The sequence below is a fragment of the Cedecea lapagei genome (assembly GCF_900635955.1).
Classification (GTDB): Bacteria; Pseudomonadota; Gammaproteobacteria; order Enterobacterales; family Enterobacteriaceae; genus Cedecea; species Cedecea lapagei.
In genome coordinates this window covers 1,408,823-1,432,382 of record NZ_LR134201.1, presented here as the reverse complement: position 1 = coordinate 1,432,382, position 23,560 = coordinate 1,408,823, and the positions used below count along the sequence as shown (strand labels likewise).

General features: G+C 56.1%; 17 protein-coding genes and 4 pseudogenes. 4 read left to right on the top strand and 17 right to left on the bottom strand.

Annotation, left to right across the window (positions count from 1 at the left end):
* The first annotated feature begins 23 nt into the window (after positions 1 to 23).
* Complete coding sequence (gene sanA / locus EL098_RS06985) at positions 24 to 743, top strand: outer membrane permeability protein SanA (RefSeq protein WP_126355574.1); 720 nt, start codon at positions 24 to 26, stop codon at positions 741 to 743.
* Between the two features lie 69 nt (positions 744 to 812).
* On the opposite strand, the gene mglC is transcribed toward sanA, so the two are convergent.
* The 6 genes and pseudogenes from mglC to folE form a co-directional block, all read right to left on the bottom strand.
* Positions 813 to 1,823: a galactose/methyl galactoside ABC transporter permease MglC gene (gene mglC / locus EL098_RS06980; protein WP_008455248.1), complete on the bottom strand. Its 1,011-nt coding sequence runs from the start codon at positions 1,821 to 1,823 to the stop codon at positions 813 to 815.
* A gap of 20 nt (positions 1,824 to 1,843) precedes the next feature.
* Positions 1,844 to 3,363 (bottom strand): annotated as a pseudogene (gene mglA / locus EL098_RS06975) (galactose/methyl galactoside ABC transporter ATP-binding protein MglA).
* Between the two features lie 82 nt (positions 3,364 to 3,445).
* Positions 3,446 to 4,451: pseudogene (gene mglB / locus EL098_RS06970) on the bottom strand (galactose/glucose ABC transporter substrate-binding protein MglB).
* Positions 4,452 to 4,730: 279 nt separating this feature from the next.
* Positions 4,731 to 5,792 carry an HTH-type transcriptional regulator GalS gene (galS, locus tag EL098_RS06965; RefSeq protein ID WP_126355573.1) on the bottom strand — a complete coding sequence of 354 codons (1,062 nt, stop codon included), beginning with the start codon at positions 5,790 to 5,792 and terminating at the stop codon, positions 4,731 to 4,733.
* A 122-nt stretch (positions 5,793 to 5,914) separates the two neighbouring features.
* Positions 5,915 to 7,072, bottom strand: a complete 1,158-nt coding sequence (gene yeiB / locus EL098_RS06960) for a DUF418 domain-containing protein YeiB (protein ID WP_126355572.1) — start codon at positions 7,070 to 7,072, stop codon at positions 5,915 to 5,917.
* An 18-nt stretch (positions 7,073 to 7,090) separates the two neighbouring features.
* The gene (folE, locus tag EL098_RS06955) at positions 7,091 to 7,756 is read right to left on the bottom strand and encodes a GTP cyclohydrolase I FolE (RefSeq protein WP_126355571.1); all 666 of its coding nucleotides are present in this window, start codon (positions 7,754 to 7,756) and stop codon (positions 7,091 to 7,093) included.
* A gap of 238 nt (positions 7,757 to 7,994) precedes the next feature.
* Between folE and fghA the strand changes: the two genes are divergently transcribed.
* Complete coding sequence (gene fghA / locus EL098_RS06950; RefSeq protein ID WP_126355570.1) at positions 7,995 to 8,825, top strand: S-formylglutathione hydrolase; 831 nt, start codon at positions 7,995 to 7,997, stop codon at positions 8,823 to 8,825.
* A 51-nt stretch (positions 8,826 to 8,876) separates the two neighbouring features.
* Here the strand turns inward: fghA and cirA are convergent, their stop codons facing one another.
* From cirA to yieE, 10 genes and pseudogenes are all read right to left on the bottom strand, one after another.
* Entirely contained in the window at positions 8,877 to 10,847 is a 1,971-nt protein-coding gene (gene cirA / locus EL098_RS06945) for a catecholate siderophore receptor CirA (protein WP_126355569.1), read from the bottom strand.
* Positions 10,848 to 10,973: 126 nt separating this feature from the next.
* Positions 10,974 to 11,762, bottom strand: a complete 789-nt coding sequence (locus tag EL098_RS06940; protein WP_126355568.1) for an ABC transporter ATP-binding protein — start codon at positions 11,760 to 11,762, stop codon at positions 10,974 to 10,976.
* Positions 11,759 to 12,835: a FecCD family ABC transporter permease gene (locus EL098_RS06935; protein ID WP_126355567.1), complete on the bottom strand. Its 1,077-nt coding sequence runs from the start codon at positions 12,833 to 12,835 to the stop codon at positions 11,759 to 11,761. The genes EL098_RS06940 and EL098_RS06935 overlap by 4 nt, the downstream gene beginning before the upstream one ends.
* 15 nt (positions 12,836 to 12,850) lie before the next feature.
* A pseudogene (locus EL098_RS06930) lies at positions 12,851 to 13,967 on the bottom strand (ABC transporter substrate-binding protein).
* A 180-nt stretch (positions 13,968 to 14,147) separates the two neighbouring features.
* Positions 14,148 to 15,617, bottom strand: a complete 1,470-nt coding sequence (locus EL098_RS06925; protein WP_126355566.1) for an amino acid permease — start codon at positions 15,615 to 15,617, stop codon at positions 14,148 to 14,150.
* Positions 15,618 to 15,808: 191 nt separating this feature from the next.
* On the bottom strand, positions 15,809 to 16,546 hold the full coding sequence (locus EL098_RS06920; protein WP_126355565.1) for an amino acid ABC transporter ATP-binding protein: 738 nt from the start codon (positions 16,544 to 16,546) through the stop codon (positions 15,809 to 15,811).
* On the bottom strand, positions 16,527 to 17,183 hold the full coding sequence (locus EL098_RS06915; RefSeq protein WP_126355564.1) for an amino acid ABC transporter permease: 657 nt from the start codon (positions 17,181 to 17,183) through the stop codon (positions 16,527 to 16,529). The genes EL098_RS06920 and EL098_RS06915 overlap by 20 nt, the downstream gene beginning before the upstream one ends.
* Positions 17,180 to 17,847, bottom strand: a pseudogene (locus tag EL098_RS06910) (amino acid ABC transporter permease). The gene EL098_RS06915 and the pseudogene EL098_RS06910 overlap by 4 nt, the downstream one beginning before the upstream one ends.
* A 10-nt stretch (positions 17,848 to 17,857) precedes the next feature.
* Entirely contained in the window at positions 17,858 to 18,643 is a 786-nt protein-coding gene (locus EL098_RS06905; RefSeq protein ID WP_126358371.1) for a transporter substrate-binding domain-containing protein, read from the bottom strand.
* Between the two features lie 183 nt (positions 18,644 to 18,826).
* A complete protein-coding gene (gene yieE, locus EL098_RS06900) occupies positions 18,827 to 19,693 on the bottom strand; it encodes a DNA-binding transcriptional regulator YeiE (RefSeq protein WP_126355563.1) in 867 nt (288 codons plus the stop codon).
* A gap of 125 nt (positions 19,694 to 19,818) precedes the next feature.
* Here yieE and EL098_RS06895 point away from each other — a divergent pair, with 125 nt between their 5' ends.
* Positions 19,819 to 20,868, top strand: a complete 1,050-nt coding sequence (locus tag EL098_RS06895; RefSeq protein WP_126355562.1) for a YeiH family protein — start codon at positions 19,819 to 19,821, stop codon at positions 20,866 to 20,868.
* Between the two features lie 86 nt (positions 20,869 to 20,954).
* Positions 20,955 to 21,812, top strand: coding sequence for a deoxyribonuclease IV (gene nfo, locus EL098_RS06890; protein WP_126355561.1), 858 nt, complete (start codon positions 20,955 to 20,957; stop codon positions 21,810 to 21,812).
* Positions 21,813 to 21,861: 49 nt separating this feature from the next.
* Here nfo and fruA read toward each other — a convergent pair whose 3' ends face one another.
* Complete coding sequence (gene fruA, locus EL098_RS06885) at positions 21,862 to 23,550, bottom strand: PTS fructose transporter subunit IIBC (protein ID WP_126355560.1); 1,689 nt, start codon at positions 23,548 to 23,550, stop codon at positions 21,862 to 21,864.
* Positions 23,551 to 23,560: the final 10 nt, after the last annotated feature.

Below are 23,560 nucleotides of genomic sequence, written 5' to 3'. Positions count from 1 at the left end.
CCCGCGAACGAGTCTGCAAGTTCATGTTGAAGCGCGTGTTTTACAGCCTGCTTATTGTTATCGGCTTAACGCTGGCGACTGCGCTCGGGCTCGACCGCTGGATAAGCTGGAAAACCGCACCTTACGTCTACGATGAACTGCAGGATCTGCCCTATCGCCAGGTGGGCGTGGTGCTGGGTACCGCCAAGTATTACCGCACAGGCGTCATCAATCAGTACTATCTGTACCGCATTCAGGGCGCGCTAAATGCCTATAACAGCGGCAAGGTAAACTACCTGCTGCTCAGCGGCGACAACGCGCAGCAAAGCTATAACGAGCCGATGACGATGCGCAAAGATCTGATTGCCGGCGGCGTCGATCCGGCAGATATCGTGCTGGATTATGCTGGCTTCCGCACGCTGGACTCGATTGTTCGCACTCGTAAGGTCTTCGATACCAACGACTTCATCATCATTACCCAGCGATTCCACTGTGAGCGCGCGCTGTTTATCGCTCAGCATATGGGGATCCAGGCGCAGTGCTACGCGGTCCCTTCGCCTAAAAATATGCTTACCGTACGTACACGTGAATTTGGCGCTCGCCTGGGTGCGCTGGCAGATTTGTACCTGTTTAAACGTGAACCACGTTTTCTCGGTCCTTTAGTACCGATTCCGTCGCAGCAGGAAGTGCCGGAAGATGCCCAGGCCTACCCGGCCGTCACCCCGGAACAGCTGCTGGAAATACAGAAAAAAGAGAAGAAGTGATATCTGCTTTAACGCTATGCACAAAGCCCGCAACTTAATGTGCGGGCTTTGTGCAAACTGCGGAGATTATTATTTCTTACGCGCGTACTTCAGGGAGTCCAGCGCAACGGCGAAGATAATAATGCCGCCCTTGATGATGTACTGCCAGTAAGGGTTCACGCCGATATAGGTCAGGCCGTAGTTAATCACCGTAAAGATGATAACCCCGGTGACCACGCCGACAACCGTGCCCACCCCGCCGCTGAACGACACGCCGCCGACCACGCAGGCCGCAATCGCATCCAGCTCATACATAAAGCCCAGGTTGTTGGTCGCCGAGCCGATACGGCCCGCCTCCAGCATCCCGCCAAAGGCATAGAACACGCCGGACAGGGCATAAATCATGATCAGGTTCAGCGCTACGTTAACGCCGGAGACTTTCGCTGCTTCCGGGTTACCGCCGATGGCGAAGATGTTTTTCCCGAAGCGCGTTTTGTTCCACAGCACCCAGACAAACAGCACCGCAAACAGAGCATAGAAGGTGATGTAGGACAGACGGAAGCTGCCCAGCGCAATAAAGCCCTGCGTAAAGGTGGAGAAGTGAGAGTCGAAGCCGGAAATTGGCGACGCGCCCACGAAGTCGTAATACAGGGAGTTAATCCCGTATACGATAATCATCGTGCCCAGGGTGGTGATAAACGGCGTCACGTTCAGGTAAGCGATAATAATCCCGTTCACCAGGCCAATCACCGCGCCCACGGCGCAGACAATCAGCAGCACCAGCGGAATCGGCATGGTGTGCATGTCCGGGAACACCTTGTTGACGTTGTCCATCGACTGCAGGAGCGTCGCCGCGACAACCGCCGCCAGCCCAACCTGGCGACCTGCGGAGAGGTCGGTCCCCTGGGTGACAATCAGCCCGGCCACGCCCAGCGCGATAATAATACGCACCGAGGACTGGGTCAGAATGTTGCTGAGGTTAAGCAGGCTTAAAAACGTCGGATCCTGGAAAATAATGATCGCCAGCAGCACCAGCAGCACCACGTAGATGCCGCCCTCTTTCAGATAAGTTAGAAAACTCTTCTTATTTAACGCACTCATTTTTAATAGCCCCTAAATCATCACAGGTGCACAGACGCAAGACGTAGGATTTCGTTCTGCGTTGTTGTTTTGGTGTCTACAATTCCGGCCACGAGCCCGTTGCTCATCACCAGAATACGATCTGTAATTCCTAACAATTCCGGCATCTCGGACGAAATGATAATGATCCCTTTCCCTTTTTTGGCCAGTTCGGCAATCAGCTGGTAAATCTCAAACTTGGCGCCCACGTCAATGCCGCGCGTAGGTTCATCCAGCATCAAAATTTCCGGCTGCGTCAGCAGCCAGCGGCCGATAATCACCTTCTGCTGGTTACCGCCGGAGAGCGAGCCGATGGAGGTTCGGTGCCCCGGCGTTTTCACGCGCATGGAGTCGATAACCCACTGGGTATCGCTTTTCATGCGGGAGTTATCCAGCAGCCCGACCTTATTTTTGTAGTTACGAATATTGGAAATGAGTGAGTTAAAGCCGATATCCAGGTAGGCGTAGATCCCGGTGGAGCGGCGCTCTTCGGTGACCAGCGCAAAACCATGGTTGATCGCTTCGTTCGCGCTGCCGTTATTGATTTTCTTGCCGTGCAGCGTAATGGTACCGCCAGATTTTTCGCGTATACCAAACAGCGTTTCCACAATGTCGGTACGCTTCGCGCCAACAAGGCCCGCAATCCCGAGGATCTCACCTTTGTGCAGGTCAAAGGAGATATCACGAATTGACGGCTGGCGCAGCGAGGTCAGGTTACGCACTTCGAGAATGACTTCGCCCGGCACGTTGGATTTGTCCGGGAAACGCTGGTTCAGGGAGCGGCCAACCATCATGGCGATGATTTTGTCCATATCCAGCCCTTCCAGCGGCTGGGTGGCAATCCACTGCCCGTCACGCAAAATAGTAATCTCATCGCACAGCTGAAATATTTCTTCCATTTTATGGGAGATATAGACAATGCCGCAGCCGCGCTCTTTTAATTTGCGGATAATTTTAAAGAGATGATTAACTTCCTTTTCCGTCAGCGAAGACGTTGGCTCATCCATAATAACGATTTTGGCGTTATAGGAGAAAGCCTTGGCAATTTCAATCATCTGCATTTGAGAAACGGATAAGGTCCCTACGCGAGCACGCGGATCGATATCAATATCCAGCTCATCAAAATCTCTTTGGTGTCGCGGTACATCTTATCCTGATCGACAAACATGCCTTTGGTCGGGTAACGTCCGAGCCACATATTGTCCATCACGGTGCGCTGCAGGACCAGGTTAAGCTCCTGATGCACCATAGAAATACCGTTTTCCAGCGCCTCTTTAGTGCTGCTGAAATTCACCTCTTTTCCCTGGAAAAGGATACTGCCTGAATCTTTGCTGTAGATCCCAAAAAGGCATTTCAATAATGTCGATTTGCCCGCCCCATTCTCGCCCATCAGGGCGTGAATTGTGTGTGGACGCACTTTTAAATTAACATTATCCAGTGCCTTAACGCCGGGGAAGGATTTATTAATGCCGGTCATTTCCAGCAAAAATTCCGACGACGTAGAGGAGTTATTGTCGACCATAATTATACCTGTGTCGCTGAGTAACCTGCCTAAAGCCGGGCGCAGGTATCTGCGCCCGTGTACAACAAAAATAGGACGGGTATTACTTGCCGATGAACTGTGCGAGATTATCCTGATCTACGCCCACGTACGGTACGCGCACGATTTTATTCTCAATCTTCCAGTTGGTACCTTCTGCAGCAGGTTTGCCGTCGGCCAGGTTTTTCGCCAGATCGAAGGTCGCTTTCGCCTGGTTGTTGGCATCGTTCAGCACGGTACCGGCCATTGCACCAGATTTCACCAGCGCCAGCGCTTCAGGCAGGGCATCGACCCCAAACACGGGGATAGAGGATTTGTTGTGCGCTTTCAGCGCTTCTACCGCACCCATTGCCATCGCATCGTTGTTTGGCAATCACCACTTCGATTTTGTTGGCGTTAGGGCCAGAGAGCCAGGCGTCCATTTTGTCCTTGGCCTGGGCGGTATCCCACATGGCGGTATCCAGCTGCAGCTGCTGAGTTTTCAAGCCGTTATCGTTTAGCTCTTTGATAACGTAGGTGGTACGCGCTTCGGCATCCGGGTGGCCCGGCTCACCTTTCAGCAGCACGAACTGAACCTGACCGTCTTTGTTCAGATCCCAGGCCGGGTTGGCCGCCCAGTGCTTGGCAATCAGGTCGCCCTGGATAATCCCGGACTCTTTGGAGTCGGTCCCAACGTAGTAAGCTTTGTCGTAGCTATCCAGCGCCTTGCGGGAAGGCTCTTTGTTGAAGAAGACAATCGGGACGTTTTGTGCACGCGCTTTTTCGATAACGGTGCCCGCAGCTGCCGGGTCAACCAGGTTGATGGCCAGCGCCTTCACGCCTTTTGCCAGCAGAACGTCGATCTGGTCGTTCTGTTTGGACTGGTCGTTCTGGGAGTCATTCATCAGCAGCTGTACGTCTGGTGACGCTTTAGCATCTTTTTCAATAGCCTTACGAACCACTGACATAAAATTGTCATCGTATTTATAAATAGTTACACCGATACGGTCAGCAGCGTTCGCAGCGTTCGCAGCGGCACCAAACAGCATGCAGGACATCACGGCGGACAGAGTCAAAACCTTCTTATTCATGGTATCTCCGGTTTTTATTTTGCAGGGTAGTTCGCATTCGAAACCAGGCAGGACAGTAATGTTATTAAAATGTTACTGAATGCCGAAGTTATCCTAAAAAAAGTTGCACTTCCGTGTTCGGTAACAATCCAATACTGCGTTTTTTATGGTCGTCATTGGCCTTATTGCTATGCTAAAAGTGAGCATTCACCGTTACATAGTGTTTCAGCGTATAAAACGCTGACATCATAGTCAGCGCCATGTTAATTAACTGTGAATTTACTCACAGATTGAAACCGGTTACACCTGACGCTTTGATAGCGGAGTGATCGCCGCCACATTTTGCTTCATCGCGACCGAGTGGCGGCGGACTAAAGTCGGCATAAAACAGTGCGTTACATCACAATCCAGCCGGCCTGCGGCGCCCTGTAATGCCAGCTCAGTCGCCAGCCGCGCCATGGACACCACCGGGTAACGCACGGTGGTCAACTGCGGGTCGGTGTAACGGGCAATAGGGATATCGTCAAAGCCGATAATCGACACATGCTGCGGCACGACAATGCCGTTGTCTTTCAGCGCCGTTAGCGCGCCGGCGGCCATGCTGTCGTTATAGGAGAAGACTGCGCTGAGCTGCAGGTTACGCCCCAGCAGCTCCACCATCGCCGCCTCTCCTCCCTGCATATCCGGCGTCCCCATTCCTACCCAGCTTTCCGGCGGCACGATGCCCTGCTCCGCCAGGGCATAAAGCCAGCCCTCATGCCGCTGGTCGTTGTCTTCAATCTGATGGCTGGACGCCAGATAGCCGATACGCGAGTGGCCCAGATTCAGCAGCATGCGGGTGGCCATCACCGCCCCGCTGACGTTATCCAGGCAGACGCAGCGATGGGCATAGCCGGGCACCAGACGGTTGATTAACACCATGCCAGGCACCTGCTCGAGGAAGGCAGCCAGCTCCTCATCGCTCAGCGCTTTTGCATGCACAATCAGCGCGCTACAGCGCTGGCGAATCAGAACCTCAATGGCATGACGCTCTTTTTCTTCCTGATGATAGCTATTGCCAATCAGCAAATATTTATTGTGCTGCTGGGCAACCACATCCACGGCCTTAACCAGCGCACCAAAGAAGGGGTCGGAGACGTCCATGACCACCACGCCGATAGTGTCGCTAACCTGGGTTGCCAGCGCTTGCGCATTGGCGTTTGGACGGTAGCCCAGTTCAGCAACCGCCTGCATGACGTTCTCGCGCGTTTCCGGGGTGACCAGCGCGCTGTTATTTAATACTCGGGATACTGTCGCTACTGAAACCCCGGCGATACGGGCAACGTCACGAATGGTGATCGGCGTTGGGGGAGTCGGTCTCATAGGTGCACCCTGTTGTAGGCAAGGTGGCTATTTTGCGGTGAGTGAGGGGCTGTTCGAAGTGAAGTAGATCACAGTGGTGAAAGCGGTTACATACAATTCGTTAACCTTTGTGACGAATATCATTATCTCCTGGCCTGCCGTAACGCACTCCCTGAAGCACGCGCGGTTAGCTGACGCCAAAGCCATTCAACCGGTCCCTGGCGGAAGTAACGCAGCCAGATCACCGACGCCAGGATGTTTATCGTCCATACGCCGGGGACAAAGGCCAGCAGCGCAAGACGGTCGAATTTCATATATAAACCAAAGCGGTAGAACAAGGTCGTGCAGATAATCGTCTGCAGCAGATAGTTGGTCAGCGCCATGCGGCCAACGCAGGCGATCCCGATCACCAGCCGGAACCGGGAAAGCTGAGGCCAGAATCCCCACGCCAGCGCGGCGTAACCAATGGCCTGAAACGGCGCGCTAAGCTCCCGCGGCGCCTGTAACAGCAGCGCACACCAGCGGTAATTCCATTCAAGATGCCACTGAGCCACGATCGCCGGCAGGTTGATAATCATGCCAATGGCAATAAACATGGCGCCAATTCGGCGGTAGTGCCTCAGGCTAAACTCCCCTTTCAGCCAGCCGCTGCGCATTAAAGCCGCGCCAATCAACATCATGCCTGCCAGCTGCCAGCCGTATTGCGCCCCTAATGCCACCAGATTTGAAGAGAGTAAATCCGCGCGGTTGCTGACAGCCTCGAGGCCGCCGCCCAGCTTCCACCACCGTTCATACTGCAAATTGGCCGCATCCGGCACCCAGGAGCGGCCAAGACCGTCACCTGATATCAGGCCAAGCAGCAGCAGCACGCCAATGCCGATGAGATAAAGCACAACGCCGGTATTGAAGAGCTGCTTCTGCCCCGTCGCATCGCGGATCAGCCGCCAGCACACCAGGCCGGTCAGGCCGTAAGCCAGCAAAATATCGCCATCCCACAGCAGCAGCGCATGGATAAAGCCCAGCAATACCAGCAGCGTCAGGCGGGACTGGATCCAGCGCGAGCCGCGAGCCAGCAGCATCTGCAGGCCAGCCCCGAACAGCAGCGCGAAAAGCGTGAGGAATTTAACTTCGGCAAACAGATCCATGACGGCCCAGGTCCAGGCGTCGCGGGAGGTTATCTGGCCGTACCAGGCCGGATTGAGGTAAGCCGCCTTCGGCAGGCCAAAGGCGACGATATTGAGCAGCAGGATACCCAGAATGGCGGAACCGCGGACAAAGTCCAGGGTGACATTTCTTTCCACGGATACCTGCCTGAGGGATTAATTGTGGCGCACTGCGCGCAGGAACTCCTGACGCGTATTCTGGCTGGACTTGAACAGGCCGCCAAGCGACGTCGTCGTCGTCGCGCTGGTTGCGTCTTTCACGCCTCGGGCTTTCACGCAGTAATGCACTGCATCTATGGAAACCGCCACGTTGTTGGTGCCCAGCAGCGTTTGCAGCGCAATCAGGATTTGCTGGGTCAGGCGTTCCTGAACCTGAGGACGCTGAGCAAAAAACTGCACGATGCGGTTAATTTTGGACAGGCCAATCACGGTATCTTTCGGGATATAGGCTACGGTTGCTTTCCCGTCGATAGTCACGAAGTGGTGTTCACAGGTGCTGGTCAGAGTGATATCACGCACGGTAACCATTTCATCCACCTTCATTTTGTTTTCAATGACGGTGATTTTCGGGAAATTGGCGTAGTCCAGGCCGGAGAAAATCTCATCGACATACATTTTGGCAATGCGATGCGGCGTTTCCATCAGGCTGTCGTCACTCAAATCGAGATTAAGCAGCTGCATGATTTCCGTCATATGGGCGGCAATCTGGCTTTTACGCGTTTCATTATCCAGTTCACGTAACGGCGGACGCAGCGGCGTTTCAAGACCGCGCGCCAGCAGCGCCTCATGAACCAGGGAGGCTTCTTTTGAGAGTGATGACATGCTGTTTTCTCCTGCAGGTGTGGCTGACCTCTGCCCTTCATGGGGCAAAGTGTCCGCTTATTGTGCGGCAGCACGTGCTTAGAATCCAGTAGTGCCGGGCATAATTGTTGAAATCGAAATAACCGTTCATCGCCTGACCGGGCAAGAACAATACCGTTGCGGCCATAATGCGGGATGGCTAGACTCAGGTGAAGTGAAAGTTGTTCATAAATCTTGAAAATAGTTAAGGAGCCTCTGGATGGAATTACTGGAAGAACACCGATGTTTCGAAGGCTGGCAGCAGCGCTGGCGCCACTCCTCCTCTGTGCTTAATTGCCCGATGACATTCAGTATTTTTCTTCCGCCTCCGGCCGGCAATACGCCGCCGCCGGTCGTTTACTGGCTTTCCGGGCTCACCTGCAACGATGAGAACTTCACCACCAAAGCGGGCGCGCAGCGCGTCGCCGCAGAGCTTGGCATTGTGCTGGTGATGCCGGACACCAGCCCGCGCGGTGAAGAAGTGCCAGACGACGCGGGCTACGATCTGGGCCAGGGTGCGGGCTTTTACCTCAACGCCATCCGGCAGCCTTGGGCAACTCACTTCCGCATGTACGATTACCTGCGAGATGAGCTGCCGCGCCTGATTGCGGATAATTTTAGCGTCAGTGAAAAAGCCTCCATCTTCGGCCACTCTATGGGAGGCCACGGCGCGCTGATGATAGCGCTGAAAAATCCGGGTCGCTTCCGTTCAGTTTCTGCTTTTGCACCTATCGTTAACCCGACCCGCGTGCCGTGGGGGCAAAAAGCCTTTAAGGCTTATCTCGGTGAGGATGAAACGTTGTGGCAGGAATGGGACAGTTGCTGCCTGCTGGCTAAGGCGTCCGCAAGGCTCCCGACCCTTATCGATCAGGGGGATGACGATCAGTTCCTGGCAGACCAGCTAAGGCCGGAAGAGTTTGAAAAGATCGCACAGGAGAAAGAGTGGCCGCTGACGCTGCGCATTCAGCCGGGCTGCGACCACAGCTACTATTTCATCGCAACGTTTGTTGAGGATCATCTTCGTTTTCACGCGGAGCATTTGCGGGGCTAGCGAGCCCCCTCACCTCAATCCTCTCCCCAAAGGGGAGAGGTAACCAACAGCTTAGAAGCTATAATCCAGCGCCATAAAGTAGCGGCGCCCATCCTCGCTGTAGCTGTAGATATCGCGATTCAGGTCTTTGTCGCCAAGATTCATAACCCCGGCGCGCACTTTCACGTTCTTCGTCGCTTTCCAGGCCCCTCCCGTGTTCCAGACTACGTAGCCGCCCGGCGCTTTATCCGACGCCGACACAGCGCGCTGCTTGCCGGTATAGTTTGCAGAAACATAGAATGACCAGTCATCAAGCGGTGCCCAGTCAAGGGAGCCGTTAGCGGTGTGGAACGACTGCCGCTGCAGCGGTTTGTTGCCGCCGTTGCTCAGGTCACGCCCGTCGTTGTACGTGTAGTTCAGCGACAGCTTCCACTGGTCGTTAAACGGTATTTTCAGCTCGGTTTCTACGCCGCGAATACGCGCTTTGTTCACGTTGTAGTAGCGGAAGATCGGGTTGCCGCTCTTATCAAAACCAACAAAGTTTGAGTAAGACGGCGCCACGCTGCGGTCCGCGGTGCGCTGGATATCAATCATATCCTCCACGTTGTTCTGGAAGGCGGTCACGCTGCCGCTCACGCCGTCAAGAATACCTTCATCGCCAGCATAGTAGAGGCCAAGCTCAAAGCTTTCGCTCGTTTCCGGCTTCAGATCAGGGCTGCCGACAATCTGGCAGGCGCCACGGCAGGATTTACTGGTCCAGTCCGGGCTGAGCTGCAGCAGCGACGGGGCTTTAAAGGCCGTTGCCCAGCCGCCTTTAACGGTGACGGTATCGGTCGCGTTATAAACGAGGTAGGCACGTGGGCTCCAGTGGTCGCCGTAGGTTTCATGGTCATCCATACGAATACCGGTGGTCAGCGCCAGCGGCTCGAAGATACGCCATTCGTCCTCAATAAACAGGGCGTACTGGCTGGCTGAGGTTTTAGAGCTGTTGCCGCCGGTAATATTGACCGGATCGCTCAGCTTATCGTGACGCCATTCGCCGCCAAAGGTCAGGAACTGGTTGATATCGCTGAGAGGCAGCACCAGCTTGCCGTCGAGGCTGTTGTTGCGTAAGGTGATGGCCGCGCTATTCCCAGGATTGCGGTTATCAATCTTATCGCCGTAGAAACGCAGTTCGGTATTGCCGAAATCCCAGCGTCCGTTATGGCCAATGGAGTAATCCTGACGTTCGATCCGGTTCTTATCCAGCGAATCGGACTCCCTGTCCTGGCGGTCAAAGCCGTAGCCTACGGTGACATCCTGATTATCGGCAGGCGTCCAGGCAAACTCGGTGCTGAGGTTACGCGAAGTAAACCCTTCAATCTGCGGCGTCAGGCCGCTGGCATTGGTCGCTGAGGTCTGCTGTCCATCCTTCTGACGTTTTCCGAGGCCGCCGTACACTTTCACGCCCAGCACGTCGTCAATCAGCGGGCCGCTGGTGAAGAAGTTACCGTTCCAGGTATCGCCGCGATCGCGGTGCTCCTGGACGGTGGTATCTGCGGTGAAGGTCCCGTGCCAGGCTTTGCCGACCTTGCGGGTTATAATATTGACAACGCCGCCCAGGGCATCGGAGCCGTAGAGCGAGGACATCGGGCCGCGCACCACTTCGATACGTTCAATCGCATCAGCCGGGATCCAGTTCAGGTCAAAGTCGTTATGGCGGAATACCGCATTGCGGGAGTTGACTCGCTTGCCGTCCACCAGAATCAGGGTGTAGCTGCTATCCAGACCACGCAGGCTGACGCCGCGACGGTTATCGCCCTCATTGGTCAGTTGGACGCCGGGCACGTTCTGCAGTACATCTTTCAGATTATTGACCGGCCGCTTTTGCAGATCGTCCTGGGTGATAACGCTGATACTGGCGGGAGCATCTTTGAGGTTTTGTTCGGTGGCAGAGGCGGTGACAACCAGAGTATCTTCGCGATCGTCTGCGATGGCGGGTAAAGCCAGGCCGATGACAGATGCGCAGAGTCCTCCCCGGACAATAGGATTCAACCGTAACATTTCTTTCTCTCCATGAGGTGAATTACAAACGAAACAACCGTTTAGCGCTCACATTGCACTATGCGCCAGCGGCTACATTGGCCGCCGGCTGCATACTGTGTTCCTTAGTATTCCTGAAAAGCGTTGTTATACGGTGGGCGTCTCCACCAGGCCGTCAATAAGCACCTGGGCAACGCCCTGGGAGCAGCGTTCAATGCGCCCCTTCACGCCGTAAACCTGGGCCAGACTGCGTGGCGTGATCACTTCCTCCGGCTCGCCGCTGGCAACCAGTTTGCCGTCGCGCAGCATGAGAACATGCTCGCTATGGCGTAAAGCAATATTGATGTCGTGTACCACAACAACGGTGACGATATTACGCTCGCGGGTTTCGCGGGCGACCAGGTCCATAACGTGGAACTGGTAATTCAAATCCAGCGCGCTCAGCGGCTCATCAAGCAGCAGCAGGGACGGACGGCGAATCAAAGACTGCGCCAGGCCAACCAGCTGCTTCTGGCCGCCGGAAAGCTGGTCGAGATAGCTCAAAGCAAGATGAGAAATCCCCAGCTGCTTAAGCAACTGCATCACCTGCGCTTCGCTCTCTGCGCTGTGACGACCACCGGAAGCCCGCTGCGCCACAATGATTGACTCCAGCACGTGCAGATGTACGCCCTGCGGCAGCGACTGCGGCAGATAAACCACTTTTTCAGCGCGTTTGGCGAACGGCAAAGCCATCAGGTCTTCGCCATCCAGATAGAGCTGCCCTTCCGCGCGGTTTAGCCCTGCCAGCGAGCGCAGCAGCGTCGATTTTCCGCAGCCGTTGGGCCCCAGCAGCACGGTGATTTTGCCGCGAGGCAGCGCGGGCACGCTGAGGTTCTCGATAATTTTACGCTTCGGGTAACCGGCGTTGAATGCATCAATCTTTAAGCCCTGCATCACACGTTCCCCTTATGGCGCAGAATAATACTCAGGAAGAACGGCACGCCCACCAACGAGGTAACAATCCCTACCGGAATGATGACGCCGGGGATAATGTTCTTTGAGGCAACCGACGCCAGCGACAGCACCAGCGCACCGACCAGCACGCTGCCCGGCAGGTAGAAACGGTGATCTTCGCCGAACAGCATACGGGCGATGTGCGGCGCGACCAGACCAATGAAGCCGATGGGGCCGACAAAGGCCACGGACAGCGCGGACAAAATACTGATGCGCAGCAAAGTGCCTAAACGCAGGCGCTTCACGTCAATACCGAAGCTCACGGCGCGATCTTCGCCAAGGCGCAGGGCGGTCAGCTTCCACGAGCTCATCATGGAGATCGGCATAATGATGGCGAAGGCCAGCAGCAGCACGCCGAGCTTATCCCAGGAGGCTCGCGCCAGGCTGCCCATGGTCCAGAACACCAGCCCCTGGAGCGTGTCTTCGCTGGCGATAAACTGCAGCATCGACACCAGGGCATTAAAAGTAAACACCAGCGCGATACCAAACAGCACTACGCCGGAACTCGCCACGCGGGTCCAGCGGGTAATAGCATCGAGCATCAGCGCGGCAAACAGCGCAAAGACAAAGGCGTTAGCGGAGATAAACCACTGATCCGGCACCCCGGGAATACCGATGCCGAGAATAATAGCCAGCGCGGCGCCAAAGGCCGCAGCGGAGGAGACGCCGAGGGTAAACGGACTGGCCAGCGGGTTGTTGAGGATGGTTTGCATCTCCGCCCCCGCCAGGCCCAGCGCCATACCGACCAGAATCGCCATCAGCGCGTAGGGCAGACGAATGTCCCACACGATCACCCGCGTACCGGCGTTAGCGCTGGCCGGGTCAATCAGAGTCTGCCACAGCGTATCCAGCGGCAGCCCGGAGGGGCCAAGGGTAAAGTCCAGCAGCAGCGAGGCTAAGATCGCAATGACCAATGCCCCCATCAGCAAATAGCGGTGACGTAGCACCTGCTGGTAGCGCCCCATAATAGTGGCAGGCTGCGCCTCGTTTGGCATCGGATCGGTGGTGGCACTCATCAAGTCTTACCTTCGTTACTTCTTCAGATCGGTCCAGTACGTTCCCGTTGGTTCTACCGCGAGGAACTGTTTATAAAGTTGTTGCATCGTCTGCTCCGGATTTACCCCGGCAAACTGCTGCGGATGGAACCAGGTCGCCATCGCCTGAATCGCCAGAATGTTATATGGCGAATTGTAGAAATTATGCCATATGCCCCAGGCGCGCCCTTCTTTCACTGCCGTTAGCTGGTCAATGCCTTTACGCTCGAGCACGCTCTGCAGGCTGGCCTGTGCTTCAGCTTTAGTGGCCTGAGCGCCGAGCACTACGCCCGGAGACGTCGAGCCTGGCGCTTTGCCGCCGCTGGCAATATAGACCTGCGGGTCAGCGGCAAGCACTTTTTCCAGATTCACCGTTCCCAGCGCGCCCGGCAGCAGATCTTTAGCAATGTTGTTGCCGCCTGCCAGGTCGATAAAGTCGCCCATATTGCCTTTACCGGCAGAGCCACAGCACTCTTCCATTGCCGCAGCACGCAGTTCGATAAACACCGTTGGCTTGTCTTTTACCGCCATCTTGCCGGTGACATCGGTAATTTTCTTCAGGTTTGCTTCATAAAAGGCGATGTAATCATCGGCCTGCTTCTCGCGATGCAACACTTTGCCCAGCACGCGCATGCTCGGCAAGGTATTTTTCAGCGGCGAGGTACGAAAATCGACGAAGACCACAGGTACGCCCGCTTTTTTCAAGCTGGGAAACCAGCTCGCTATGACGACCCGGCCCGTGTCCGGACAGGCCAAAAATCGCCACGTCCGGGTGCAGCGTCAGCACTTTTTCCGGACTGACGCTGTCGGCCGTGGTGCTGCCGATCAGCGGAATATCGTCAATTTTCGGGAACTTAGCTTTGTACTCCGCGTAAGTCTGGGTGTCCAGCTTCCGGAAATCGCCCTGCCAGCCCACGATGCGGTCTATCGGCTTTTGCCCTTCCAGCAGCGCCAGAGCATAAAACAGACGCCCCTCCCCCAACAAAATACGGTCAACTTTCTGTGGAATAGTGACTTCACGCCCCACGATATCGGTCACCGTCGCCGCCAGCGCAGAGTGCAAACCGGCGGTGGTTAATGCCAGAGCCAGACAAATATTCTTGAATTTAATCATACGCTTCACGCAAACGCTCCTTCGTTCCTTAAAGAATGGCGTTAACGATAAAGCAAATGATAATGGTTATCAATTTAATTGTTCTCTACTATAACCTGGTGGAATTATTGCTGGCGAGAACGAAATAAAAAAGGGCGTGATGATCACGCCCTATAAAGAGTAACTTATTGTTGCTAAGACTTATTTGTCACGAAACTTTGGGAACTCCATTTCGCTGTAGCGCACGAAGCGGCTGCCCTTCGTTATCTTGTAGCCAAACCAGATAGCCAGGAACAGCGGAATGCCGATATAGGTCGCCGCCACGCCGCCCCAGTCGATGGTATCTGACAGGAACGCTTCATAGTTCTGGCCTAGCGTAATGATCAGGCACAGCACAAAGGCGAAGATGGGGCCAATCGGGAAGAAGCCTGAACGGTACGGCAGGTCGTTAATGTCGTTGCCCTGCAGCACGTAGCCACGGCGGAAGCGATAGTGGCTGATAGCAATCCCCAGCCAGGCGATAAAGCCCGTCATCCCCGAGGTGTTCAGCAGCCACAGGTAGACGGTCTGGTTGCCAAACATCGAGGTCAGGAAGCACAGCGCGGCGATGACGGTGGTAGCGTAGAGCGCATTACGCGGCACGCCGCCTTTAGACAGCTTCGCGAAAATTCGCGGTGCCTTGCCGTCGCAGGCCAGGGTGTAAAGCATGCGCGTGGAGGCGTACATCCCGGAGTTACCCGCAGAGAGCACCGCTGTCAGGATAACGGCGTTCATTACCGCCGCCGCAGACAGCAGACCCGCGTGCTGGAACACCAGGGTGAACGGGCTGACGCTGATGTCTTTCACGTCGTTACGCAGCAGGCTTGGATCGGTATAAGGAATGATCAGGCTGACAATCAGAATCGCAAACACATAGAACAGCAGGATACGCCAGAACACCTGGCGCACGGCGCGCGGGATGTTTTTCTCCGGGTCGGCAGACTCCCCGGCGGCAATCCCGATAAGCTCGGTGCCCTGGAAGGAGAAGCCGACGATCATCGCTACGCCGATCATTGCGGCAAAGCCCCCGGCAAACGGCGCGTCGCCGGTTGTCCAGTTGCTCCAGCCCACCGGCTGTGCCCCTTTGAAAATACCCACGATCATCATCACGCCGACAATGATGAAGATGATGACGGTGGTCACTTTTATCAGCGAGAACCAGTATTCCGCTTCGCCAAAGCCCTTCACGGAGATCCAGTTAAGCAGGAACATGATGCCGAGGAACAAGGCGCTCCAGATCCAGCCTGGGGTGTCCGGGAACCAGTAATTCATTACCAGCTGCGCGGCAACGAGGTCAACGGCGATGGTCACTGCCCAGTTGTACCAGTAGTTCCAGCCGAGCGCGAAACCAAACCCGTCTTCAACGTATTTCTGGCCATATGTCGCGAAGGAACCCGAAACCGGCATAAAGGCCGCCAGTTCGCCAAGGCTGGTCATCAGGAAGTAAACCATCAGCCCAATCAGCATATAGGAGAGCAGCGCGCCACCCGGACCAGCCTGTGAAATTGTCGCCCCGGAAGCAACGAAAAGCCCCGTACCGATGGAGCCGCCAATGGCGATCATCGTCAGGTGGCGCGCCTTTAATTCGCGGCGTAAGCCAGGCGCTTCTGTCGTTTTATCTTGTGAAACCATAGGAAATTGTTGCCTGTCCAAAAAATGAGGCAAGATTGTAACAAAACGTCTTTATTCAGATAGCAGAAATGCCGGGTTATAAGAGAGCTTCATAATTGCCAGGAAATTATTAGCGAGCCGCTAATCAGGCCGATAAGATGCAGGGAATTAAAAAACCGCCGGCACTGACAACGGACCGGCGGTGAGGATTGTCAGCCGAGCCCGCGCACGGAGGAGATAAATTGCTGAAGTTCCTGGGTGCGAGGATTAGCAAAGAATGACTTGCTCTCCCCCTGCTCCCACACTTTACCCTGGTGCATAAACACCACCCGATCGCCCACTTCGCGGGCAAAGTTCATTTCGTGGGTCACCAGAATCAGCGTCATCCCCTCCGCCGCCAGCTGTTCCAGGACTTTGAGCACTTCGCCCACCAGCTCAGGATCCAGCGCCGAGGTAATTTCATCGCACAGCAGCACTTTGGGTTTCATCGCCAATGCCCTGGCGATAGCAACGCGCTGCTGCTGGCCGCCGGAGAGGTTGGCCGGGTAATAATCCACGCGTTCGCCCAGGCCGACCTTGTTGAGCATCTCCAGCGCCAGCTCACGGCATTCTGCCGCGCTCTTATTCAGCACCCGCCGCGGCGCCAGCATCACGTTTTCCAGCGCGGTCATGTGCGGGAACAGGTTAAAACTCTGGAACACCATCCCAACGGAACGGCTGATTTCACGCGCCTGCGACTCGCGGTCGGTGATGGTCATGCCGCCGAGCTTGATGCTGCCGTCCTGGTAGCCTTCAAGTCCGTTCATGCAGCGCAGCAGTGTACTTTTGCCTGAGCCGCTGCGGCCGATGATCGACACCACTTCGCCCATATCGATATCAAGACTCACGCCCTTCAGCACGTGGTTATCGCCGTAATATTTTTGTACGTCATTAATGGTGATGAGCGGCATGGAATTTTTTCTCCAGGTAGCGGCTGTAGCGCGACAGCGGGTAACAAAGTAAGAAATAGCCGAGCGCCACCAGGGCAAACACTTTAAACGGCTCAAACGTGACGTTGTTCAGCATGGTTCCCGCTTTGGTCAGTTCGACAAAACCAATAATTGAGGCCAACGCGGTGCCTTTAATCACCTGAACCGAAAATCCAACAGTCGGCGCAACGGCGATGCGCATTGCCTGCGGGGCAATCACCCGGAACAGCGTCTGCCAGAAGCTCAAACCGAGGCAGCGGCAGGCTTCCCATTGCCCTTTGGGTAACGCGCGAAGGCTGCCGTACCAGATATCCAGCAGAAACGCGCTGGTAAACAGCGTGAGGGCAAGCGTTGCGGCAGTCCAGGCACTCACATCGATACCGAACAGTGCGATACCGAAAAACGCGAGGAACAGCTGCATCAGCAGCGGCGTCCCCTGAAATAGCGCGATATAGGCGCCAATGAAACGTTTTGGCCAAACCCAGCGGCTGATGCGCAGCAGCAGCAGCGGCAAGGTCACCAGCGTGCCGCAGAAAAAGGCAATCAGCGAGAGCAGCACCGTCCAGCGCGCGGCCAGCAATAAGTTACGCACGATATCCCAGTCGGTAAAAGTCATCATCCGACATCACTCCCTAGCCATTTCCGCCCCGCCGCAAGCAGCAGCTGGCGCATGATCAACGACAGCACCAGATACAGTAAGGTCGTCACCAGATAGACCTCAAAGCTGAGGAAGGTGCGCGACTGGATAAGGCTGGCGGCAAACGTTAAATCTTCACATGAGACCTGCGAGACCACCGAAGATCCCAGCATCACGATAATGCACTGGCTCACCAGCGCCGGATAAATACGCTTCAGCGAAGGCGGCAGCACCACGCGTAAAAAGGTCTGGCTGCGGGTCAGGCCCAGCACGCGGGCGGCTTCCCACTGCCCTTTCGGCGTAACCTGAATCCCGGCGCGAATAATTTCGGTGCTGTAAGCCCGAGGTTAATCAGCATCGCGATAAGTGCCGCTTCCCCGGCGTTGAGTTTTAGCCCGAGTACCGGTAGTCCAAAGACGATAAAGAACAGCTGCACCACAAACGGCGTGTTGCGAATTAACTCAACGTAACCGCCCCAGACCAGGCTCAACAGCCCCGGTTTGCCGCTGCGAATGGCCGCCCCGGTAATGCCGATGGCTACGCCACCGACCGTCGCCATAAAAGTCAGTCCCAGGGTCACCCACAGGCCGGAGAGCAGCTCCGGCCAGTAGGGCAGCAGACCGGCAAAATCAAGTTGCGTGGTCATCCCCGGCTCCTTAAGCGCCGAGGTTGGCAGGCAGCGGCGCCTGCATCCATTTCTGCGACAGCGTATTCAGGGTATTGTCCTTCAGCGCTTCGCCAATCAGCTCGTCGACCTTCGCTTTCAGGGCCGGTTCATTCTTCTTGAGCCCGATATAGCAAGGAGAGTCCTTAAGCATAAACTTGCTGACCGGCGCTTTGGCCGGGCTCTGGCGGGCAATCGCCGCCACAACCAGGTTGCCGGTAGCGATGTACTGCACCTGGCCGGAAAGGTATGCGGAGATGGTGGTATTGTTATCTTCATAGCGCTTCACGTCGGCATCTTTCGGCGCGAGATCGGTTAACACCATGTCTTCTACTGCACCGCGAGTCACGCCGATAGTTTTTCCGCTAAGCGCTTTAGCCTCGGTTACCGCGCCGTCTTTCGGCCCAAATACGCCAAGGAAGAAGGGAGCATAGGCGCGGCTAAAATCGATGACCTTTTCACGCTCTGCGTTCTTGCCGAGGCTCGAAATCACCAGGTCTACCTTATCCGTTTGCAGGTAAGGCACGCGGTTAGCGCTGGTGACCGGCACCAGCTGGAGCTTGACCTTCATCCCCTTCGCCAGGTAAGCCGCCATATCGATGTCATACCCCTGAGGTTTCAGGTCAGCGTTGACCGAACCAAAAGGCGGAAAATCCTGCGGCACTGCGACGCGCAGCACGCCGCGCTTTTCAATATCCTGCAGCTGATCGGCCATTACCGCCCCGGCCTGAGCCAGCAGAACCGTCGCGCCAACTAAAGAGAACAACCATTTTTTCATCGTCATATGCAGCCCCGTCGCCTGATTGAAACAAAAGATTCTTTGAATTTAAATTTGCAACTAATGTGCCAACGACGAGGGAATGCGAAGATTGTTGCGACATCGCGGTGAAAGGGGAAGAAACGGGAGGGAGCTGCCTCGCAGTTACACCCCAATCGGGTGCAGCTGCGAGATTTTGGTGCATCAGGCTTCGCAGTAGCGCAAGAACCTGAGCAGCGCGTTAGAGATATGCTTCTGCCGATGGTGAATGCGGTACAGCGTACGCACCAGACGAGGGAGCGGCACGGCAACTTCTACCAGCGAGCCGCTTTCCAGCTGCTCCGCAATGACGCGGCGGGACAGGCAGCTGATGCCAAGCCCGTGGCGCACCGCGTGCTTAATCGCCTCTGAATTGCCCAGCTCCATGCCCAGCTGAAACTTTGGCAGATGCGAAAGCAGCAAATAGTCGACGATCTCGCGGGTGCCCGATCCCCGCTCGCGCAGGATCCACGGCTGTCTGGCCAGGCTCTCCAGCGTGACCGGCTGTTGCACCAGCGGGTTTCCCGGCGAAGCAAAAACCACCAGCTCATCTTCAAGCCACGGCTCAGTCACCAGCTCGGCCATATGGCAGGGCCCTTCTATCAGCCCGATATCAACGCGAAAATCCGCCACCGCGTTGATGACATCCTGACTGTTGCCGACGCTGAGCTCCAGCGGCAGCTTCGGGAAATCGCGGCGGTAGCGGGCTATCATCTCCGGCAGAATATAGTTGCCGACGGTGCTGCTGGCGTAAACACGAATGGCGCCGTTATCTTCCCGGAACAGCTGCTCTATCTCACCCGCCTGTTCGAGCAGCCCCACCACCCGCGGGTAAAGCAGCCTGCCGTGCTCATTGACCACCAGCCGCTTGCCGACCCTGTCGAATAGCTGAACCCCGAGCTGCCCTTCCAGATCGGCCAGCGCGGCGCTGACCGCTGACTGGGACAGCGACAGCATCTGGGATGCCTGCGTGGTCGAGCCGCTTTTGAGGACTTCAGCAAACACTTCAAGTTGCCGCAGGGTGATATGCATAAGAGGGCTTTCCTGTGGTGGCAGCACGTTGCTTACCACTTATAAAGATTAATTATAAATATATTATCAATTTTGTTTTTATGCCAGCGAAGCGTAGCCTTTTCACCAGAACAAAGGAGAAGGTTATGACTGCACTCACCGTACAAGCTCACCGCCACACGCTGTGGCATTTTTTACCGGGGCTGGCGCTTTCCGCCGCCATTACCGGTCTGGCGCTATGGCTGGGTAATATTCCAGCGGTGGCCGGCGTTGGCCTTAGCGCGCTGACGCTGGCGATCCTTTGCGGCATGATCGTCGGTAACACAGTCTACCCAAAAATCTGGCAGCAGTGCGACGGTGGCGTGCTGTTCGCCAAGCAGCACCTTCTGCGCCTGGGAATTATTCTTTATGGCTTTCGACTGACGTTTTCGCAAATTGCCGACGTCGGCGTAAGTGGCCTGCTGATTGACGCGCTGACGCTGTGCAGCACCTTCGCCCTCGCCTGCTGGCTGGGCCAGAAAGTCTTTGGCCTGGATAAGCAAACCAGCTGGCTGATTGGCGCAGGCAGCAGCATCTGCGGCGCGGCCGCAGTGCTTGCTACCGAGCCCGTCGTCAAGGCCGAGGCCAGTAAAGTCACCGTGGCCGTGGCAACCGTGGTGATCTTCGGGACGCTGGCTATCTTTATCTACCCGATGATTTATCCGTTCGTCAGCCACTGGTTTACGCCAGAGACTTTCGGGATCTACACCGGGTCGACAATGCACGAGGTCGCTCAGGTCGTGGCGGCGGGCCATGCCATTAGCCCGGAAACGGAGAATACCGCGGTGATTGCCAAGATGCTGCGCGTGATGATGCTTGCACCGTTCCTGATTTTTCTTGCGGCCCGCGTGAAGTCTTTGGCACCGGCTGGCGCTGCGCAGACGAGCAAAATCACCATCCCCTGGTTTGCGATACTGTTTATCGTGGTGGCGATTTTCAACTCCTTCCACCTCTTACCGCAGGCCGTGGTTAACCTGCTGGTAACGCTGGATACCTTCTTACTGGCGGTGGCAATGGCAGCGCTCGGCCTGACAACCCACGTCAGCGCGCTGAAAAAAGCCGGTATGCGTCCGCTGCTGATGGCGCTGGTGCTGTTTATCTGGCTGATTATCGGCGGCGGCGCCATTAACCTTGTGATTCACCACTTGTTAGCATAATTCAATACGGAAAAAAGCCTCCTGACCCGCTATCATGACGGATTACCGATAGCGGGTTCTGCCCGCCAAGAAACAGGAGAAGACAGATGAAGTTTATTGGAGCGCACGTTAGCGCCTCGGGTGGCCTGGAGAATGCCGCCATCCGCGCCCACGAACTGGAAGCCACCGCTTTTGCCCTGTTCACCAAGAATCAACGCCAGTGGCATGCCGCGCCGCTGACCAGCGAAATTATCGACAACTTCAAAAGCGCCTGCGAAAAATATCACTATGGCCCAGGCCAGATCCTTCCTCACGACAGCTACCTGATTAACCTCGGCCACCCGGTTGAAGAAGCGCTGGAAAAATCACGCGAGGCGTTTATCGACGAAATGGCTCGCTGCCAGCAGCTGGGGCTGACGCTGCTGAATTTTCATCCGGGCAGCCACCTGAAACAAATTCCGGAAGAGGAATGCCTGAAGCGTATCGCGGAGTCGATCAATATCGCGCTGGAGAAGTCCGAAGGCGTTACCGCCGTGATCGAAAACACCGCCGGACAGGGCAGCAACCTCGGCTTCCGCTTTGAGCACCTCGCGGCGATCATTGACGGCGTGGAAGACAAATCCCGCGTAGGCGTCTGCATTGATACCTGTCACGCTTTTGCCGCCGGTTACGATCTGCGTACCGAGGCTGACTGTGAAAAGACCTTTAGCGAGTTCGAGCGTATCGTCGGCTTTGAATACCTTCGCGGTATGCACCTTAACGATGCCAAAAGTGAATTTGGCAGCCGCGTTGACCGCCATAACAGCCTGGGTCTGGGCAACATCGGCCATACGCCGTTCAGCTGGATCATGCGCGATGCGCGCTTCGACGGTATCCCGTTAATTCTGGAAACCACGAATCCGGATATCTGGGCGGAAGAAATCGCCTGGCTTAAGGCACAGCAGCACGAAGAGGCTACGGCTTAAGGAGTAAAAACGCCCCGCATTAGCGAGGCGTTTCTATTTGAGTTGGAGATTAAGCCGCTTTGGCCGCCAGCTCTGTTTCAGGACGCTTGAGGAAGGCGTAGGAGAGCCCTGCCACCAGCGTACCGGCAACAATTGCCAGCAGGTAACCCAGCACCGGCGTAATCGCGCCTGGGATCAGCAGCACAAACAGGCCGCCGTGCGGTGCCATCAGCTTCGCGCCCACCGCCATGGACAACGCTCCCGTCAGCGCGCCGCCGATGATGCAGCAAGGCAGAACGCGCATCGGGTCACGGGCGGCAAACGGAATCGCTCCTTCGGTAATGAAGCACAGCCCCAGTACCAGCGCCGCTTTGCCCCCTTCCTGCTGCGCCTTGTCAAACTTACGGCGAGCAACCAGCGTGGCCAGACCAAGCGCCAGTGGAGGAACCATACCCGCAGCCATAATTGCGGCCATTGGCGCATAAGTCTGGGTACTGAGCAGGCCAACCCCGAAGGCGTAAGCCGCTTTGTTCACCGGGCCGCCCATGTCGGTACACATCATGCCCCCCAGGATTGCGCCCAGCAGGACCGCGTTTGCGGTGCCCATGGTTTGCAGCCAGTGGGTCAGGCCAGCCAGAATTTTAGCCACCGGCGTGCCGATCAGGTAGATCATCGCCAGGCCAACTACCAGGCTTGAGAACAGAGGAATGATCAGAATCGGCTTCAGCGCTTCCATGCTTGGCGGCAGCTTCAGCTTACCGCTAATAAGCTTAGCGATATAGCCCGCCAGGAAGCCAGCAATGATACCGCCAATAAAGCCGGACCCGGTACTTACCGCAAGCATACCGCCGATAAGACCCGGCGTAAGGCCCGGACGGTCGGCAATAGAGAACGCGATATACCCCGCCAGCACCGGCACCATCAGAGCGAACGCAGAGCCGCCGCCGATCTGCATTAACGCAGCGGCAAGCGTACCCGGCTCCTTAAAGGCCTGGATCCCAAAGGCAAAGGAGAGCGCGATACAAAGCCCGCCCGCCACCACCATCGGCAGCATGTAAGAGACGCCGGTCAGCAGGTGACGATAGGCGCCTGCGCTCTCTTTCTTACCGGATTCCTGAGCGCTGCCTGCTTTACCGGCAGATTCGTAAGGTTTGGCCTCAACCAACGCCTTATCCAGCTCCTGAGCCGTTTTCTTCAGCGCCAGGCCGGTGGAGGTGCGGTACATTGGCTTGCCGGCAAATTTTGCCAGATCGACTTCAATATCGGCCGCCACAATCACCAGATCCGCCTCTGCTACCTCTTCAGGCGTGATAGCGTTACCTGCGCCTACGGAACCGCGGGTTTCAACCTTCACCCACCAGCCGCGTTTTTTTGCTTCAGTTTCAATTGCTTCAGCGGCCATAAAGGTATGCGCCACGCCGGTTGGGCAGGCGGTGACGGCGACGATACGTTTCGGCCCTTGTGCAGCAGCGGGTGCAGTGGCTACCGGCGCGGTGTACATCTGCGCTTTACCTTTTGCTTCGCTCAGGAACAGCTCCGGATGCTGAACCGCTCTGTCGATATCACCGAGGAACACCTTTTTGCCGTTCAGCGAGGGATCAGCAGGAATAGCATTCCCGACAACAATCGCCAGTTCGGCATCGTTCGGGTTATCAATGATGTCGAGATGCGCTTTGGGCGCAGCGGCACCGAGCAGCGTCTTCGCGAGATACGCACGCGCCTGTCCGAGTCCCGGCTCAATAATTAACAGCGTTTTCATTGCCTGTCTC